Source organism: Streptomyces sp. NBC_01428 (assembly GCF_036231965.1).
Lineage (GTDB): Bacteria > Actinomycetota > Actinomycetes > Streptomycetales > Streptomycetaceae > Streptomyces.
Genome location: NZ_CP109499.1, coordinates 7747924 through 7764314 on the forward strand (window position 1 = coordinate 7747924; position 16391 = coordinate 7764314).

Here is a 16391-nt window from a genome sequence, read left to right on the forward strand (position 1 = left end):
CGTGCCGCAGGATCCCGCCGAACGCCGCGTGGTCGTCACCGGAGCACCCCGGCGCGCCGGCCGGACGTCCGGCTACTACCGGCCGCGGACCGAGATCGACGAACAGACCACCCTCGGCCACACCTACGTCCGATCCCTGATGCGCAGTCAACTCCGGGTAGCGCTGGCCGTGTTCGCCGTCCTGGTCCTACTCGTCGCGCCGCTGCCGCTGTTCTTCGCCGCGATGCCGGACCGCGCCGGTCTGGAGTGGGCCGTCCTCGGCTTCTGCGTCTACCCGCCGCTGGTCCTGCTCGCCCGCTGGTACGTCCGGCGGGCCGAACGCAACGAGCGCGACTTCGTGCGGCTCGTCGAGGACCGCTGACCCGTGAACCAGAACTACGCCGTCCCCGCGGTCGCCCTCGTCGTCGTCGCGACCGTCCTCGTCGGCGCCTTCGGCCTGCGCATCTCCCGGACCACCTCGGACTTCTACGTCGCCTCCCGCACCGTCGGCCCCCGCCTCAACGCCGCCGCGATCAGCGGCGAGTACCTCTCCGCCGCCTCCTTCCTCGGCATCGCCGGACTGGTCCTCGTCCAGGGACCCGACATGCTCTGGTACCCCGTCGGCTACACCGCGGGCTACCTCGTCCTGCTCCTGTTCGTCGCGGCACCGCTGCGCCGCTCCGGCGCCTACACGCTGCCGGACTTCGCGGAGGCGCGCCTCGGATCGCAGGCGGTGCGGCGGCTCGCCGGCGCGTTCGTCGTCGGCGTCGGCTGGCTGTACCTGCTGCCCCAACTCCAGGGCGCGGGGCTGACGCTGGCCGTGATGACGGACGCGCCCGACTGGTTCGGCGGCGTCCTGGTGGCCGTCGTCGTGGTCGCCACCGTCGCCGCGGGCGGTATGCGCAGCATCACCTTCGTGCAGGCCTTCCAGTACTGGCTCAAGCTCACCGCCCTGCTCGTCCCGGCGCTCTTCCTCGTCCTCGCCTGGCAGGCGCACGGCGCGCCCCGTCACGCCTTCGACGAGCCGCCGACCTTCCGTGAGCAGCGCCTCGTCCGGATCGACGACACCGTCGACCTGACCCTGTCCCGGCCGCTCACCGTCACCGCGACCGGCACCGTGGACGGCCACCGCTACGACGCCACACGCCTTCGCCTGCCGGCCGGCACCCACCACGTCGAGCGCGGCACCCGGCTGACCTTCGACCGCGGCGCCCCGGTCCCCGCGGCGGACCGCGGCAGCAACGGCGGGATGTCGACCTCGCTCGCGGCCGGACGCGAGGAACGCCCCCTCTACGCGACGTACGGACTGATCCTCGCCACCTTCCTCGGCACCATGGGCCTGCCCCACGTCGTCGTCCGCTTCTACACGAGCCCGCACGGGGTCGCCGCCCGCCGCACCACCGTCGCCGTACTCGGCCTCATCGGCGCCTTCTACCTGCTGCCGCCCGTCTACGGAGCGCTCGGCCGGCTGTACACCCCCGAACTCAGCCTCAGCGGCGACGCGGACGCCGCCGTGCTCCTGCTGCCCGACCGGATGCTCGGCGGAGCCGGCGGGAACCTGCTGGGCGCACTCGTCGCGGGCGGAGCCTTCGCCGCGTTCCTGTCCACGGCCTCCGGACTGACGATGGCGGTCGCCGGGGTGCTCACCCAGGACGTGCTGCCCTCCCGCGGCGTACGGCACTTCCGGCTGGGCACCGTCCTCGCGATGGCCGTCCCGCTCGCCGCGAGCGTGCTGGTCGGCGGGCTGCCCGTCGCCGACGCGGTCGGCCTCGCGTTCGCCGTGTCCGCGTCCTCGTTCTGCCCGCTCCTCGTCCTCGGCATCTGGTGGCGGCGGCTCACCCCGCCCGGCGCCGCCGCCGGGATGCTCGTCGGCGGCGGCGCCGCCCTCGTCGCCGTCGGCGCCACCATGGCCGGCTATCCGCGCTCCGGCTCGCTGCACGCCCTGCTCGCCTGGCCGGCCCTCTGGTCCGTGCCGCTCGGCTTCGTCACCATGGTGCTCGTGTCCCTGGCCACCGCCGCCCGCGTACCGGCGGGGACGGCCGCGATCCTCGCCCGCTTCCACCTCCCGGAGGAACTCACCGAGGCGGCGGGACGGTGAGCGGGTTCCTCGCCGGCCTCTGCGTCGCGGCGCTGCCGCTCCTGGCCGCGGGGTTCTGGCTCGGCAGACGCACCGCCCGGCCGCAGAACCTCGGCGGCCTCGGTACGCCCGTCGAGCACGCCACCTTCCAGACCCTGCACACCGCCTCGCTCGCCGCGCCGCCGCTGCGCGCCGGTCTCACGGAGGAGACGGCCCGCCGCTCCGCGCGGCGGCTGCGCACCCTGCTCGGCACCGACGCGCTCTGCCTCACCGACCAGGAGACGGTCCTCGCCTGGGACGGCGTCGGTTCCCACCACCGCGCGGAGATCATGGAACGGCTCGGCGGCCCGCTGGACACCGGCCGCGGCGAGGCCTTCCGGCTGCACTGCGAGGAACCCGCCTGCACGCTCCGCTGGGCCGTCGTCGCCCCGCTCACCGTCGAGGAACGGGTGCACGGAGCGCTCGTCGTCTGCGCGCCCCGCGAGTCGGCCGTCCTCGTGCGCGCGGCCGGCGAGGTCGCGCGCTGGGTCTCCGTCCAGCTGGAGCTGGCCGACCTCGACCAGTCCCGGACCCGGCTCATCGAGGCCGAGATCAGGGCCCTGCGCGCCCAGATATCCCCGCACTTCATCTTCAACTCGCTCGCGGTGATCGCCTCGTTCGTGCGCACCGACCCGGAGCGCGCCCGCGAGCTGCTCCTGGAGTTCGCCGACTTCACCCGCTACTCGTTCCGCCGGCACGGCGACTTCACCACGCTCGCGGACGAGCTCCACGCGATCGACCACTACCTGGCGCTCGTCCGGGCCCGCTTCGGCGAGCGGCTCTCCGTCACCCTGCAGATCGCGCCCGAGGTGCTGCCGGTGGCGCTGCCCTTCCTCTGTCTCCAGCCGCTGGTGGAGAACGCCGTCAAGCACGGTCTGGAGGGCAAGACCGACAAGAGCCACATCAGCATCACGGCCCAGGACGCGGGAGCCGAGGCCCTCGTCGTCATCGAGGACAACGGGGTCGGCATGGACCCCGACCGGTTGCGCCGCATCCTGTCCGGCGAGGTCGGGCCCTCCGGCGGGATCGGCCTCTCCAACGTCGACGAGCGGCTGCGGCAGGTCTACGGCGACGACCACGGCCTGGTCATCGAGACCGCCGAGGGCGCGGGCATGAAGATCACCGCGAGGCTGCCCAAGTACCAGCCGGGCGTCCACTCGGCGGCCCGGCGCGCCCGGCAGTGACCGGGACGCACGGGGGCCGGGTGCGCCGCGCCGGGGTCAGGCGTGGGAGACCACCATCCCCAGCGTGATCAGACCGAGCACGACCCAGCCGAACCACAGCCAGCCGTTGCTGCCCAGTGCCACCGTGTAGGCCGTCACCATGACGAGCCCGCCCACGGTGAGCACCCCCATCGTCTTCGTCGTACCGGGCATCGTGACACCCTCCTCCAGGCGGGTCCGCAGCGCGGACCGTGGCCTTCGGTGCCATTTTCACCCGGAGGGACGCGGTTCGCCAGGGGCGGGAGGCCTTCCCGCGCCCGGCGCCGGTCAGCGACTGCGTGCGTCGAGCGAGGCCAGATAGGCGTTGTACGCCTCCAGCTCCTTGTCACCGTCACGGTCCGCGGCCCGGTCCTGGCGCTTGGCCTGCCGCTGCTCGGAGCCGTACCACTGGAAGAGCAGGGCGAGCAGCACGAGCACGGAGGGGATCTCGCTGAACGCCCAGGCGATCCCGCCCGCGGCGGTCTGGTCGGCGAGCGCGTCGATACGGAGGGAGGCGGGCGGGTTCTCGTACGTCTCGACCATCGGCTGCGAGGCCATCATCAGCGCGATGCCGAAGAACGCGTGGAACGGCATGCCCGCGAACAGCTCCAGCATCCGCATCAGATAACCCGGACGGTGCGGGCCGGGGTCGACGCCCATGATCGGCCAGAAGAACACCAGCCCGACCGCGAGGAAGTGGCACATCATCGCGATGTGGCCCGTCCTGGAGCCCATCAGGAAGTCGAAGATCGGGGAGAAGTACAGCGCGTACAGGCTCGCGATGAACAGCGGGATGGTGAACGCGGGGTGGGTGATGATCCGCATGAACCGGCTGTGCAGGAACATCAGCAGCAGTTCACGCGGCCCCTTGCTGCCGCGCTTCGCCGCCACCGGCAGTGCCCGAAGGGCCAGCGTGATCGGAGCGCCGAGCAGGATCAGGATCGGCGACAGCATGCTGATGACCATGTGCTGCACCATGTGCACGCTGAACATGACCATGCCGTAGTCGTTCAGCCGGGTGCACATCATGAGCAGGACGGTCAGCACACCGATGACGAAGGAGACGGTCCGGCCCCACGACCAGCTGTCCCCGCGCCGCGCCAGTCGCACCACGCCCCAGCCGTACAGTGCGAGCCCGAGCAGACACGCGACGAGGAAGAACGGGTCCGTGGACCACGTGAGCCCCCGTCCCAGCGTGAACGGCGGCAGATCCATGGTCATGCCGTGCCCGCTGTGATCCATCCACCGGCTCCTGTTTCTGGGGGTGCCTCCCAGGGTCCTTTTACGGCACTGCGGGAGGGTTGTGCGCTGTCTGTCCGCACCAGACTAGAACTGCCCCCGGCCGCGCTCGCGACCGGGGGCAGTTCCAGATGGGTACGTCTCAGAGCACGCACTCCGCCTCGGCGTAGCGCTCGTCGGGGACCGTCTTGAGGGTCTCCACCGCCTCCGCGAGCGACACCATCACGATGTCGGTCCCGCGCAGCGCGGTCATGTTCCCGAACTCGCCGCGGTGCACGGCCTCCACCGCGTGCCAGCCGAACCGGGTCGCGAGGACGCGGTCGTAGGCCGTCGGCGTGCCGCCGCGCTGCACGTGTCCGAGGATGACCGGCCGGGCCTCCTTGCCGAGCCGCTCCTCCAGCTCGATGGAGAGCTGCCGGGCGATACCCGCGAAGCGCTCGTGGCCGTAGACGTCCTTGCCGCCCTCGTCGTACTCCATGGAGCCCTCGCGGGGCTTGGCGCCCTCGGCGGCGACGACGATGGCGAAGCGCTTGCCGGCCGCGAACCGTTCGCCGACCTTCGCGGCCAGCTCCTCGATGTCGAAGGGCCGTTCCGGTACGACGATGGCGTGCGCGCCCGCCGCCATGCCGGAGTGCAGCGCGATCCAGCCGGTGTGGCGGCCCATGACCTCCACGATCAGCACACGCTGGTGCGACTCGGCGGTGGTCTTCAGCCGGTCGAGGGCCTCGGTCGCGACACCGACGGCCGTGTCGAAGCCGAAGGTGACGTCCGTGACGGCGATGTCGTTGTCGATGGTCTTTGGTACGCCGACGATCGGCAGGCCGGCGTCCGACAGCAGCCGGGCGGCCTTGAGCGTGCCCTCGCCGCCGATCGGGATGATCGCGTCGAGCCCGAGCTCCTCGACGTGCCCGCGGGCCCGCTCCACACCGTCACGCAGATGCGCGGGCTGGACCCGGGAGGAGCCGAGCATGGTGCCGCCGCGAGCCAGGATGCCGCTCACCGCGTCGAGGTCGAGCTTGAGGTAGTCGCACTCCAGCAGTCCCTTCCAGCCGTCGCGGAAGCCGATGACCTCGTCGCCGTGGTCGACGACGGCACGGTGTACGACGGACCGGATGACGGCGTTCAGGCCGGGGCAGTCGCCGCCGGACGTGAGGACACCAATGCGCATAGCCCGAAATACCTTCTCAACGTGGTCCGGGGACCGGACCACGTTGTCCGGCAGGATTCCCGCCACCCTACCGGCGGGAGGGGGCGGAACCGCACCGTGCGTCCGCCAGCTGGACGTGCCCGCTCACCTGTGCGGGAGCCGTGTCAGACGGGCCCCGGGACGGCGCCGGCCCCACAGCCCCGGAAACGCCGAGAGGAACCGTTCCTCCACGGAACGGTTCCTCTCGGCCGGCCCGCCGTCCGGCGGGCCGGTGCGCCTAGGCGGGCTGGGTGGCCGCCGCGATGCGCTCGGAGCGCAGCGCCTCGTACCAGCGGTCGTCGATCGGCGGCAGCGCGTTCACGTCGAGCGCCAGCTTCAGCAGCAGGTCGGCGATCAGCGGATTGCGCGCGAGGACGGGCCCGTGCATGTACGTACCGAACACGGTGTCGTTGTACGCGCCCTCCGTGCCGTCCCCCGTGCCGTTGCCCTTGCCGAGCCGCACGTTCGCGAACGGGCGGGCCGTGGGGCCGAGGTGGGTGACGCCCTGGTGGTTCTCGAAGCCGGTCAGCTGGGGCAGGCCGAGCCGCGGGTCGATGTCCGCGAGCACGTCGCCGACGCACCGCTCGCCCTCGCCCCGGGTGGAGACCACGTCGAGCAGGCCGAGGCCCGGCTCGCGCTGGCCGAGGTCGTTGATGAACTCGTGCCCGAGGATCTGGTAGCCGGCGCACACCGAGAAGACGATCGCGCCGTTGCCCACCGCGCGGTGCAGACCGCCGTCGCGGCGCAGCCGCTCCGCCGCGAGCCGCTGCGGACGGTCCTCGCCGCCGCCGATGAGGTAGATGTCACCGGAGGTGGGGATCGGCTGGTCGCTGCGCACGTCGAGACGGGCCACGTCGAGGCCGCGCTGGCGGGCCCTGCGCTCCACGACGAGGGCGTTGCCCTGGTCGCCGTAGGTGCTCAGCAGGTCCGGATAGATCCACACCAGACGCAGGCTGTTGTCACTCATTCTCTTCGTCCTCCGTGGCTCAGTTGCCGACACGACGCCTCAAGTCCTGGAAAGCGGTGTAGTTGGCGATGACCTCGATGCGTCCGGGCGGAGCCATCTGCACGGCCTGGTCGAGGTTCTCGCATACCTGGAACTGCTGGTTGGCGACTTCGAGGCGTACGGCGAGGTCCAGCTTGCGGTCGCCGAGGACGAAGATCGGGTGCCCGGTCAGGCGGGTGTAGTCGACGTCCCACAGCCAGGACGTGTCCGTGCCGTCGGCGCCGCGCGCGTTCACCGACAGGATGACCGGGGTCGGCGGCGGGTCGATCAGCGAGAACGTCTCCAGCCAGCCCGCCGGGTTCTTGGCGAGCAGCAGACGCAGGTCGCGCTGCATGAACTGCACCACGTCGTAGCGTCCGGCGACGGCCTGCACCTGGTACATGCGCTCCAGGGCCACCTGCGGGGGCACCCCGAAGACGGCGGCGACGGCGGCCGACGAGGCGGCGTTCGCCTTGTTGGCACGGCCCGGCAGCTGGAGGTGGATCGGCCAGGCGGAGCCGTGCGGGTCGAGCACGTGGTCCCCGGACAGGGCCCAGGTCGGCGTCGGCCGGCGGAAACCGCAGTCCCCGCAGAACCAGTCGTCGCCGGGGCGCTGCATCACACCGCCGCAGGACGGGCAGGACCAGGCGTCGTCCTTCCACATCTGACCGGCCGCCACCCACATGACGTTCGGCGAGGAGGAGGCGGCCCAGACGACCAGCGGGTCGTCCGCGTTGGCGACCACGACGGCCTTGGAACCGGCGAGCCCCTCACGCCAGTGCTCGGCCATCATCCGGGTCTCGGCGGCCCGGTCGAGCTGGTCGCGCGAGAGGTTCAGCAGCGCGATGCACTTCGGGTCCGTGTCCCGGGCCACGCCCGAGAGGTACTTCTCGTCGACCTCGATGACCGCGAACTTGGCGTCCGAACCACCGGCGAGCGCCGAGGTGATGCCCGCGGGCATGTTGGCGCCGAGCGCGTTGGACACGACCGGGCCCGCGGCGCCCAGTGCCTCCGCGATCAGCCGGGTCGTGGTGGTCTTGCCGTTGGTCGCCGACACCAGGATCACGTCCAGGTGCGTGGCCAGCCTCGCCAGCAGGTCGGGGTCGAGCTTGAGAGCCACCCGGCCGCCGATCACCGATCCGCTGCCGCGTCCGGCGGCTCGCGAGACGGCCGCCGCCGCCTTGCCCGCCGTCACGGCCAGCTTGGCCCGCGGCGTCAGCGGGTCCGAGTTGCCTGACATCGTTTCTCGATCCTCCTTGCGTACGCGCCGCGCCCCTGCCCCCGGCACCGTGTGGGCCTCAGCCTATCGAGATCCACTCACGTGCCCGAATCGCGGCACCACCTGGGTGCCCGCGCGACATGCGCGCGCCTCCCAGGACCGTACCCTTGCCGCCATGCGACAGAGCTCCATCCCGGGCACCCACGGGCGCGTCCGGCCCCTCACTCTGCTCGGCGACCCCGTGCTGCGCACGGCCTGCGCGGAGATCACCGACTTCGGTCCCCAACTCGCGTCCCTCGTCGAGGACATGTTCGCGACGATGTACGCGGCCGAGGGCGTCGGTCTCGCCGCGAACCAGATCGGCCTGGGACTCCGCGTCTTCGTATACGACTGTCCCGACGACGACGATGTCCGCCATGTCGGGTATGTGGTGAATCCTCGGCTCGTCGCGGCGGACGGTGTGGTGCTGCGCGGGCCCGAGGGCTGCCTCTCGCTGCCGGGTCTGGAGGCCGGCACCGAGCGCTTCGACCGTGCCGTTGTCGAGGGGGTCACGCTCACCGGCGAGCCCGTGACCGTCGAGGGCACCGGCTGGTTCGCCCGCTGCCTCCAGCACGAGTGCGACCACCTCGACGGCCTGGTGTACGCCGACCGGCTCACCGGATGGCGCAGGAAGCGGATCCTGCGTCAGGTGGGCCGGGCGTCCTGGGGCGGGTGAGGCGGAGTCAGAAGCCGGGGCCGCCCACGCGGTCGCCCGCGGCGGCGAGCCGGCCCCACAGCAGGTCGGCCAGGCTGCGCACCAACTCGGCGCGCGTGCAGGGCCGTTCGCCGAGCCACCAGTCGCCGGCCGCGTGCATCATGCCGACGATCCCGTGGCCCCAGACCCGCGCGAGCTGCTGGCTGCCGGGACCGAGGTCCACCCGCTCCTCGATGACCTCGGCCAGTTCCTCGCCCATGCGGCGCAGCACCGGCGCGGAGTACTTGCCGACATCGAAGCCCGGGTCGCCCGGCTGGCCGCCCTCCGACGGATGCATGAGGAAGCGGTACACCTGGGGGCGGGCCTCGATGGCCGCCAGGTAGGTGTCGAGCGTCGCCTCGACGCGCTCACGCCGGCCGGCCGGAGCGTCCAGTGCCGCCCGCAGCGCTCCGAGGAGCGCGTCCGTGTGCCGCTTGGCGAGCGCGGCGTACAGGCCGCCCTTGTCGCCGAAGTGGCGGTACAGGATGGGCTTGGTGATGCCGGCCTCGGCGGCGATGGCGTTCATGGAGGCCCCGGGGCCGTCGCGGAGCACCACTCTGTCCGCGGCCTCCAGCAGCTCGCGCCGGCGGCGGTCCGCGGACCTCTGCTGGTCGGTCCGCTGTGTGGTGTCCATGTGCTCTCCCCACCCGTGGTGATTCGGTGACGCCTGCGCAAACTAACACTGTTCGGCGCACGGGGATCGAACGGGCTGCCGAGCCGGACCCGGGAGTTGACTTTTCCTACTGAGCGGTAACAGACTCGGAGTTACCGCAAGTAACATATCAGTGCAGCGCTGGAGGGGACATGGCCGAGTTCACCATGGAGCTCAACGACGAACAGAAGGAGGTCCGGGACTGGCTGCACGGCTTCGCCGCCGATGTCATCCGCCCCGCGGCCGCCGAATGGGACGAGCGCGAAGAGACTCCCTGGCCGGTCATCCAGGAGGCCGCGAAGGTCGGCATCTACTCCCTGGACTTCTACGCCCAGCAGTACTTCGACCCCACCGGTCTCGGCATCCCCATGGCCATGGAGGAGCTGTTCTGGGGCGACGCCGGCATCGCCCTGTCCATCGTCGGCACCGGCCTCGCCGCCGTGGGCGTCCTCGCCAACGGCACCGAGGAGCAGATCGGCACCTGGATACCCCAGATGTACGGCGACGCCAACGACGTCAAGGTCGCGGCCTTCTGCTCCTCCGAGCCCGACGCGGGCTCCGACGTCGCCTCGCTGCGCACGCGCGCCGTCTACGACGAGGCCAAGGACGAGTGGGTCCTGAACGGCACGAAGACCTGGGCGACCAACGGCGGTATCGCCAACGTCCACGTCGTCGTCGCGGCCGTCGACCCCGAGCTCGGCTCCAAGGGCCACGCCTCCTTCATCGTGCCGCCCGGCACCCCCGGCCTCTCCCAGGGCCAGAAGTTCAAGAAGCACGGCATCCGCGCCTCGCACACCGCCGAGGTCGTCCTGGAGAACGTGCGGATCCCCGGCTCCTGCCTGCTCGGCGGCAAGGACAAGCTCGACGAGCGTCTCGCCCGGGCGCGTGAGCGGGCCAGGACGGGCGGCGAGCGGGTGAAGAACGCGGCGATGGCCACCTTCGAGGCCAGCCGTCCCGCCGTCGGCGCGATGGCCGTCGGCACCGCCCGGGCCGCGTACGAGGTCGCCCTCGACTACGCCAAGACGCGCGAGCAGTTCGGCCGCCCGATCATCGACAACCAGGGCGTCGCCTTCCAGCTCGCCGACATGCGCACGTCGATCGACGCCGCGCGGCTGCTGGTGTGGCGGGCGTCCTGGATGGCGATCAACGGCAAGCGGTTCACCGCCGCCGAGGGCTCGATGTCGAAGCTGTTCGCCAGCGAGACGGCGAAGAAGGTCACCGGCCAGGCGATCCAGATCCTCGGGGGCAACGGCTACACCCGGGAGTACCCGGTGGAGCGCATGCACCGCGACGCCGCGATCTACACGATCTTCGAAGGCACCAGCGAGATCCAGCGTCTGGTGATCGCCCGGACGCTGTCGGGCATGCCGATCCGCTAGGCGGAGGCGAGGGAGGCCGGGCGGCCGGGGGCCGAGGAACGGCCCGCCCGGCGACGGTCCGGCGGGCCGCGGTGCCCGCGCCGTCCGGGCGGGCGGTCAGTCGCCGGTCGGACCGCTGCTGTGCGCGATGCAGGCGACGTCGATCCGGTCGGCCAGCTTGGCCAGCTCGATGGTGAGCGCGGCCACCGTGTCCTCGTCGAGCCCGTCCTGGCCGGCCTCCACCAGGTGCAGCCACCGGCCGCCCACCGTGCGCAGCAGCTTGCTGACGTCGGCGGCCGCCACCTGCAACGTGCCGCGGTCGTCGACGATCAGGGGGAGGGTCACTTCGCGGTTCACAGAGGGGATCGTAGCTCCGGAACGCTCACGCTCCGTGCCATACGGTGGTGATGTTGCAGAACTCGCGGATTCCGTGCTCCGACAGCTCACGTCCGTAGCCGGACCGCTTCTCCCCGCCGAAGGGGAACGCCGGGTGCGAGGCCGTCATCCCGTTGAAAAAGACGCCGCCGGCCTCGATGTCCCGCACGAACCGCTCCACCTCGGCCTCGTCACGCGTCCACACGTTCGAGCTCAGCCCGAACGGGGTGTCGTTGGCGATGGCGACCGCCTCGTCCAGGTCGGCCGCCCGGTAGAGCGTGGCGACCGGCCCGAACGTCTCCTCCTGGTGGATGCGCATCTCGGGAGTGATGTCGGTCAGCACGGTCGGCGCGTAGTACCACCCGTCCGAGAACCCGTCGGGGCGTTCGCCGCCGCACAGCACGGTCGCGCCGTTCTCCACCGCGTCGTCGACGAGCTCCTCCAGGTCGGTGCGGCCCTGCTCGGTCGAGAGCGGCCCCACCTCGGTGTCCTCTTCGAGCGGATCGCCGACCTTGAGGGCCCGCATCCCGTCGGCGAAGTGCTCCGCGAAGGTGTCGAACACGTCGGTGTGCACGATGAACCGCTTGGCGGCGATGCAGGACTGCCCGTTGTTCTGCACGCGGGCGGTCACGGCGGTCCGCGCGGCCCGCTCGACGTCGGCGGACGGCATCACGACGTACGGGTCGCTGCCGCCCAGCTCCAGCACCGTCTTCTTCACCTCGTCGCCGGCCACCGAGGCGACCGCCCGGCCCGCCGGTTCGCTGCCGGTCAGCGTGGCCGCCTTCACGCGCGGGTCGCGCAGGATGTCCTCGACCGCTCCCGAGCCGATCAGCAGCGTCTGGAAGCAGCCCTCGGGGAAGCCCGCCCTGCGGAACAGGTCCTCCAGGTAGAGCGCGGTCTGCGGCACGTTCGACGCGTGCTTGAGCAGGCCCACGTTGCCCGCCATGAGAGCGGGCGCCGCGAACCGGACCACCTGCCAGAGCGGGAAGTTCCACGGCATCACGGCGAGCACCGGGCCGAGCGGCCGGTAGCGCACGAGGACGCGGGACGCGCCGGAGTCCTTCGCGTCCGCCGCGTCCGGGTGCTCGTCGGCGAGCAGTCCCTCGGCGCGGTCGGCGTACCAGTGCATCGCCTTGGCGCACTTGGCTGCCTCCGCGCGGGCCTGCTTGACGGGCTTGCCCATCTCGACCGTCATCACCCGGCCGATCTCGTCCTGGTCCTGCTCCAGGAGTTCGGCGGCCCGGTGCATCAGCCGCGCCCGCTCGGCGAACGAGGTCGTGCGATACGAGCGGAACGTGGCCTCGGCGGCGGCGAGCCTGCGCTCGATCTCCTCGGCGCCGAGCGCGTCGTACGTCTTGAGCGTCTCGCCGTTCGCCGGGTTCACCGTCGCGATGGCCATGGGCCGACCTCCTGAGAGCGGGCTGTTGTCCGACCCTCCCGCGCGGCGGGGTCCGGCGCAACGCGGAGGGCTGCTGGGCGAGCCGGCGCACGTGGCCGAACGCCGACTCTCAGGCCGAGTGCTCCACCAGCCGGTCGAGAAACGTCGCCTGGGCGGACACGATGAGCGTCCGGGCCCGGTCCGGGGTCATCCACTCCACCCGGTCCAGTTCGGGAAACTCCTGGTGGCGGCCCGATTTCGGCGGCCATTCCATGGCGAAGGTGCCGGGCACCACGGCCGCCGGATCCAGATCCGCCTCGATCGCCCAGGCCGTGACGACCTTGCCGTTCGTCTGGGTGACCTCACCGAGCGTGACGGCCTCGCCGTCGGGCGGCGGCAGCCCCAGCTCCTCGCGGAACTCGCGGCGGGCCGCGTCCCAGGCGGTCTCGTCGGGTTCGTACTCGCCCTTGGGGACCGTCCAGGCCCCGGCGTCCCGCCGTGCGAAGAAGGGGCCGCCCATGTGGCCGAGGAGGACCTCGATGCCGTGCCCGGTGCGCCGGAACAGCAGCAGGCCCGCACTCCGCTTGGCCCTGCCGCCGCTCACGCCGTCACCTCCGGGTGGGCGGCGAGCAGGGTGTCGACCGTGTCGGCGTCGGCCGGGCGCTTGTCCTCGCGGTAGCGGACGACCCGTGCGAAGCGCAGGGTGACGCCGGCCGGATAGCGCGTGGACCGCTGCAGACCGTCGTAGGCGATCTCCACGACCAGTTCGGGCCGTACGGTCACCACGTGCCCGTCGTCCTCCACCGCCAGTTCCCGGAGCCGTTCGGTCTGCCAGGTGAGCATCGCGTCGGTCATGCCCTTGAAGGTCTTGCCGAGCATGGCGAAGGCGCCGTCGCCGGTGCGGGCGCCCAGGTGCAGGTTGGAGAGCCTGCCGGTGCGCCGGCCGTGCCCCCACTCGGCCGCGAGGACCACCAGGTCGAGGGTGTGCACGGGCTTGACCTTCAGCCAGGAGGCGCCGCGCCGGCCCGCGCTGTAGGGGGCGTCGAGCGCCTTCACCACGACCCCCTCGTGGCCGCGCGCCAGCGAGTCGGCGAGGAAGCGCTCGCCGTCGGCGGCGTCCTCCGGTCCCGCCACCGGCGTCCGCCGGACCCGCATCGGTTCCGGCACGAGACGGGCCAGCTCCGTGTGCCGTTCCGTGAACGGCAGGTCCAGCAGGTCCCGGCCGTCCACCGAGAGGGCGTCGAAGAAGACGGGGGAGACGGGCACGGCCTTCGCGGCCGTCGCCACGTCCACGCGGGACCCCACGCGTCCCGCCGTCTCCTGGAAGGAGCGCGGCCGGCCCCGCTCGTCCAGCGCGATCACCTCGCCGTCCAGGATGAACCGCTCGCCGCGCAACTCCCGTGCGGCAGCGGTCAGTTCAGGGAGTCGGTCGGTGATGTCGTCGAGCGTCCGGGTGTAGACGCGCACATCCTCGCCGTCGCGGTGCACCTGCACCCGGATGCCGTCGAGTTTCTCCTCCACCACGCAGGCGCCGAGCTTGCCGACCGCCTCGGACACCGACGCGGCGCTGTGCGCCAGCATCGGCAGCACCGGCCGGCCGACCGTGAGCCGGAACCCGGACAACGCCTCCGGACCGTCGGCGAGCAGGGCTCGCGCGACCGTCCGGAGCGAACCGGCGAGCATCACCGCGCGCCGTACGTCCCCGGCGGGTGCGCCGGTCGCCTGGGCGAGCCCCTCCACGGCGACCGCGTCCAAGGCCCCCTGGCGCACCTCCCCGGTGAGCAGCCCGAACAGGAAGCGCTGCTCCTCCTCGGTGGCCGCCCCCATCAACTCACCGACCAGTCGGGCCCGTTCGGCCTGTGAGCCGGTGCCGGACACCTGGCCGAGAGCGCTGAGGCGGGCGTCGACCTCGCGCACGGTGAGGGTGGGCTCGGTGGCCGGCGGGACCCGGTAGCTCAGCACCCTCCAGCCGATGCCGAGCCGGCCCTGCGGCAGCCGGCCCGCCAGATACGGGATCACGATCGGCACGTCGTCCGGCTCGGCGTCCCGGAACAGCTCCGCGAGCAGAGCGGTCTTCCGGGACCGCGCCGAGGTGGCGGCGACCTCCTGGGACACATGGGCGAGCCGGCTCAGCAGCATGCAGCCATGGTGCAACGCGGACGCCGGGTTCACACCCGTACGGGGGCGGGCCGGTGACCTCGCGCTGCCGCGGCCGGGCGTTGTCCGTGCGGCGCGGGCGCCTACCGCCCCCGTGCCACGGCCGCGTCCAGGTCGGTGAAGAGCAGTTCGCCGTTGAGGGTGGCCGCCGCGCGGTAGCCGCCGCTCGCCGCGTTCACGACCTGCTCGGCGAAGCCGGCGGCGTTGCCCGCGGCCCAGGCGCCGGGCACGCTCGTCAGGCCGGTCGGATCGATCACCGGATAGGAGCCGAACGGGGTCTCGGTCAGCTCGGCGCCCAGTCGTTCGAGCAGGCCGGTCCGCGGCACGGCCCGGGGAGCGACGAACAGCGCCGAGCGGGCGTGTGTGGACCCGTCGGCGAGACGGACGCCGGTGAGCCGGTCGGCGTCCACCACCAGCTCCGCGACCTCGCCCGGCACCACGGTGACCCCGGCGGCGGCCAGACGGCGCAGGTCCTCGTCGCCGAGCTCGTCCTCCGCGACGGTGTGCAGGAACAGCGTGACGTCCTTCGACCACTGGGTCACCATCAGCGCCTGGTGCACGCTCATCGGCGTCGTGGCCAGCACGCCGAAGGCCTCGTCGCGGACCTCCCAGCCGTGGCAGTAAGGGCAGTGCAGCACATCGCGCCCGAAGCGCTCGGCGACGCCGGGCACGGCGGGCAGTTCGTCGGCCAGGCCCGTGGTGACGATCAGCCGACGCGCGTGGACGGCCCGCCCGGACCCGAGCGTCACGTCGAACTCCCCGGTGCCGTCGCGGACCACGTCCACCGCGTGGTCACGGGCGATCTCCACCCCGTAGCCCTCGACCTCCCGGCGGCCCTCGGCGAGGAACGCCGCGGGCGGCATGCCGTCCCGCGTCAGATATCCCTGCAGGTGCGCGGCGGGCGCGTTGCGCGGTTCGCCCGCGTCGACGACGAGGGTGCGGCGCCGGGCCCGGCCGAGGACCAGGGCGGCCGACAGTCCGGCCGTGCCGCCGCCGACGACGACCACTTCGTATGTCTCGGTCATGGTGACCACCTCCGCCCCGAACGTCGCCGATCGTCGACGGATTGACAAATGGCTTTGCCGATTCTGCAATGTGGGGATGAGCGAGGAGACGTCCACGGGGACGAGCGACGGGATCAGGCCGGGCGCGACCGGGGACGCGGGGACGGACGAGGTACTGGCCGAGGTGGGCCCCCGGCTGCGCCGGATCCGCAAGGACCGCGGGGCCACGCTGGCCGGGCTGTCCGAGGCGACCGGCATCTCGGTGAGCACGCTGTCGCGGCTGGAGTCGGGTCTGCGCAAGCCCAGCCTGGAGCTGCTGCTGCCCATCGCGCGGGCGCACCAGGTCCCGCTCGACGAACTGGTCGGTGCCCCGCCCGTCGGCGACCCGCGGGTGCGGGCCGAGCCCATCGTGCGGGGAGGCCGCACGCACTGGCCGCTGACCCGCCAGCCCGGCGGCCTCCAGGCCTACAAGGTGCTCGAACCGCAGCGTTCCATGACCCCGGACCCGCGGACCCACGAGGGCTACGAGTGGCTGTACGTGATGTCCGGGCGGCTGCGCCTGGTGCTCGGCGAGCACGACGTGGTGCTCGGTCCCGGGGAGGCGGCAGAGTTCGACACACGGGTGCCGCACTGGTTCGGGTCGACGGGGGAGGGGCCCGTCGAGTTCCTGAGCCTGTTCGGGCCGCAGGGGGAGCGGATGCACGTGCGGGCCCGGCCGAAGGTGCGCGGCCAGGAGATCTGACCGCGGGGACTGCTCCACCTGGGAGTGGCGAAGACGACGGGCGCCCCCTGTTCCCAGGTGGGCAAG

At 72.3% G+C, this 16391-nt stretch carries 17 protein-coding genes; 6 read left to right on the forward strand and 11 right to left on the reverse strand.

Annotated features, from left to right (window positions below; translation table 11 throughout):
* The first annotated feature begins 1 nt into the window (after position 1).
* The 3 genes from OG406_RS33690 to OG406_RS33700 are packed head-to-tail and all read left to right on the forward strand — an operon-like array spanning position 2 to position 3279.
* A complete protein-coding gene (locus tag OG406_RS33690) occupies positions 2-361 on the forward strand; it encodes a hypothetical protein (RefSeq protein WP_164374737.1) in 360 nt (119 codons plus the stop codon).
* A 3-nt stretch (positions 362-364) separates the two neighbouring features.
* Positions 365-2077 (forward strand): sodium/solute symporter, encoded by a 1713-nt coding sequence (locus tag OG406_RS33695; protein WP_266611707.1) that lies wholly within the window; start codon positions 365-367, stop codon positions 2075-2077.
* Positions 2074-3279: a sensor histidine kinase gene (locus tag OG406_RS33700; protein WP_081223114.1), complete on the forward strand. Its 1206-nt coding sequence runs from the start codon at positions 2074-2076 to the stop codon at positions 3277-3279. The genes OG406_RS33695 and OG406_RS33700 overlap by 4 nt, the downstream gene beginning before the upstream one ends.
* A gap of 36 nt (positions 3280-3315) precedes the next feature.
* Here the strand turns inward: OG406_RS33700 and OG406_RS33705 are convergent, their stop codons facing one another.
* The 5 genes from OG406_RS33705 to OG406_RS33725 form a co-directional block, all read right to left on the reverse strand.
* Positions 3316-3471 (reverse strand): hypothetical protein, encoded by a 156-nt coding sequence (locus tag OG406_RS33705; protein ID WP_107482888.1) that lies wholly within the window; start codon positions 3469-3471, stop codon positions 3316-3318.
* A gap of 114 nt (positions 3472-3585) precedes the next feature.
* Positions 3586-4539 carry a cytochrome c oxidase assembly protein gene (locus tag OG406_RS33710; protein ID WP_164374735.1) on the reverse strand — a complete coding sequence of 318 codons (954 nt, stop codon included), beginning with the start codon at positions 4537-4539 and terminating at the stop codon, positions 3586-3588.
* A 139-nt stretch (positions 4540-4678) separates the two neighbouring features.
* A complete protein-coding gene (locus OG406_RS33715) occupies positions 4679-5704 on the reverse strand; it encodes a 6-phosphofructokinase (protein ID WP_081223112.1) in 1026 nt (341 codons plus the stop codon).
* Between the two features lie 256 nt (positions 5705-5960).
* Positions 5961-6689 carry a type 1 glutamine amidotransferase gene (locus OG406_RS33720; RefSeq protein ID WP_081223111.1) on the reverse strand — a complete coding sequence of 243 codons (729 nt, stop codon included), beginning with the start codon at positions 6687-6689 and terminating at the stop codon, positions 5961-5963.
* Positions 6690-6708: 19 nt separating this feature from the next.
* Positions 6709-7947 (reverse strand): MurT ligase domain-containing protein, encoded by a 1239-nt coding sequence (locus OG406_RS33725; RefSeq protein ID WP_081223110.1) that lies wholly within the window; start codon positions 7945-7947, stop codon positions 6709-6711.
* A gap of 154 nt (positions 7948-8101) precedes the next feature.
* On the opposite strand from OG406_RS33725, the gene def reads away from it, so the two are divergent.
* On the forward strand, positions 8102-8641 hold the full coding sequence (gene def, locus OG406_RS33730) for a peptide deformylase (RefSeq protein WP_329189385.1): 540 nt from the start codon (positions 8102-8104) through the stop codon (positions 8639-8641).
* Between the two features lie 7 nt (positions 8642-8648).
* On the opposite strand, the gene OG406_RS33735 is transcribed toward def, so the two are convergent.
* The gene (locus tag OG406_RS33735) at positions 8649-9293 is read right to left on the reverse strand and encodes a TetR family transcriptional regulator (protein ID WP_081223108.1); all 645 of its coding nucleotides are present in this window, start codon (positions 9291-9293) and stop codon (positions 8649-8651) included.
* A 170-nt stretch (positions 9294-9463) separates the two neighbouring features.
* On the opposite strand from OG406_RS33735, the gene OG406_RS33740 reads away from it, so the two are divergent.
* Positions 9464-10690, forward strand: a complete 1227-nt coding sequence (locus tag OG406_RS33740; RefSeq protein ID WP_164374732.1) for an acyl-CoA dehydrogenase family protein — start codon at positions 9464-9466, stop codon at positions 10688-10690.
* A 96-nt stretch (positions 10691-10786) separates the two neighbouring features.
* On the opposite strand, the gene OG406_RS33745 is transcribed toward OG406_RS33740, so the two are convergent.
* The 5 genes from OG406_RS33745 to OG406_RS33765 all read right to left on the reverse strand — a co-directional run bounded on the left by OG406_RS33745 (position 10787) and on the right by OG406_RS33765 (position 15604).
* Positions 10787-11026, reverse strand: coding sequence for a DUF6213 family protein (locus tag OG406_RS33745; RefSeq protein WP_081223106.1), 240 nt, complete (start codon positions 11024-11026; stop codon positions 10787-10789).
* A 25-nt stretch (positions 11027-11051) separates the two neighbouring features.
* Positions 11052-12443: an NADP-dependent succinic semialdehyde dehydrogenase gene (locus tag OG406_RS33750; RefSeq protein ID WP_266611689.1), complete on the reverse strand. Its 1392-nt coding sequence runs from the start codon at positions 12441-12443 to the stop codon at positions 11052-11054.
* A 109-nt stretch (positions 12444-12552) separates the two neighbouring features.
* Complete coding sequence (locus OG406_RS33755; protein ID WP_164374730.1) at positions 12553-13026, reverse strand: NUDIX domain-containing protein; 474 nt, start codon at positions 13024-13026, stop codon at positions 12553-12555.
* Positions 13023-14561, reverse strand: coding sequence for an ATP-dependent DNA ligase (locus OG406_RS33760; protein ID WP_329189390.1), 1539 nt, complete (start codon positions 14559-14561; stop codon positions 13023-13025). The genes OG406_RS33755 and OG406_RS33760 overlap by 4 nt, the downstream gene beginning before the upstream one ends.
* Positions 14562-14662: 101 nt before the next feature.
* Positions 14663-15604: an NAD(P)/FAD-dependent oxidoreductase gene (locus tag OG406_RS33765; protein ID WP_329189391.1), complete on the reverse strand. Its 942-nt coding sequence runs from the start codon at positions 15602-15604 to the stop codon at positions 14663-14665.
* A 76-nt stretch (positions 15605-15680) separates the two neighbouring features.
* On the opposite strand from OG406_RS33765, the gene OG406_RS33770 reads away from it, so the two are divergent.
* The gene (locus OG406_RS33770) at positions 15681-16325 is read left to right on the forward strand and encodes a helix-turn-helix domain-containing protein (RefSeq protein WP_329189393.1); all 645 of its coding nucleotides are present in this window, start codon (positions 15681-15683) and stop codon (positions 16323-16325) included.
* Positions 16326-16391: the final 66 nt, after the last annotated feature.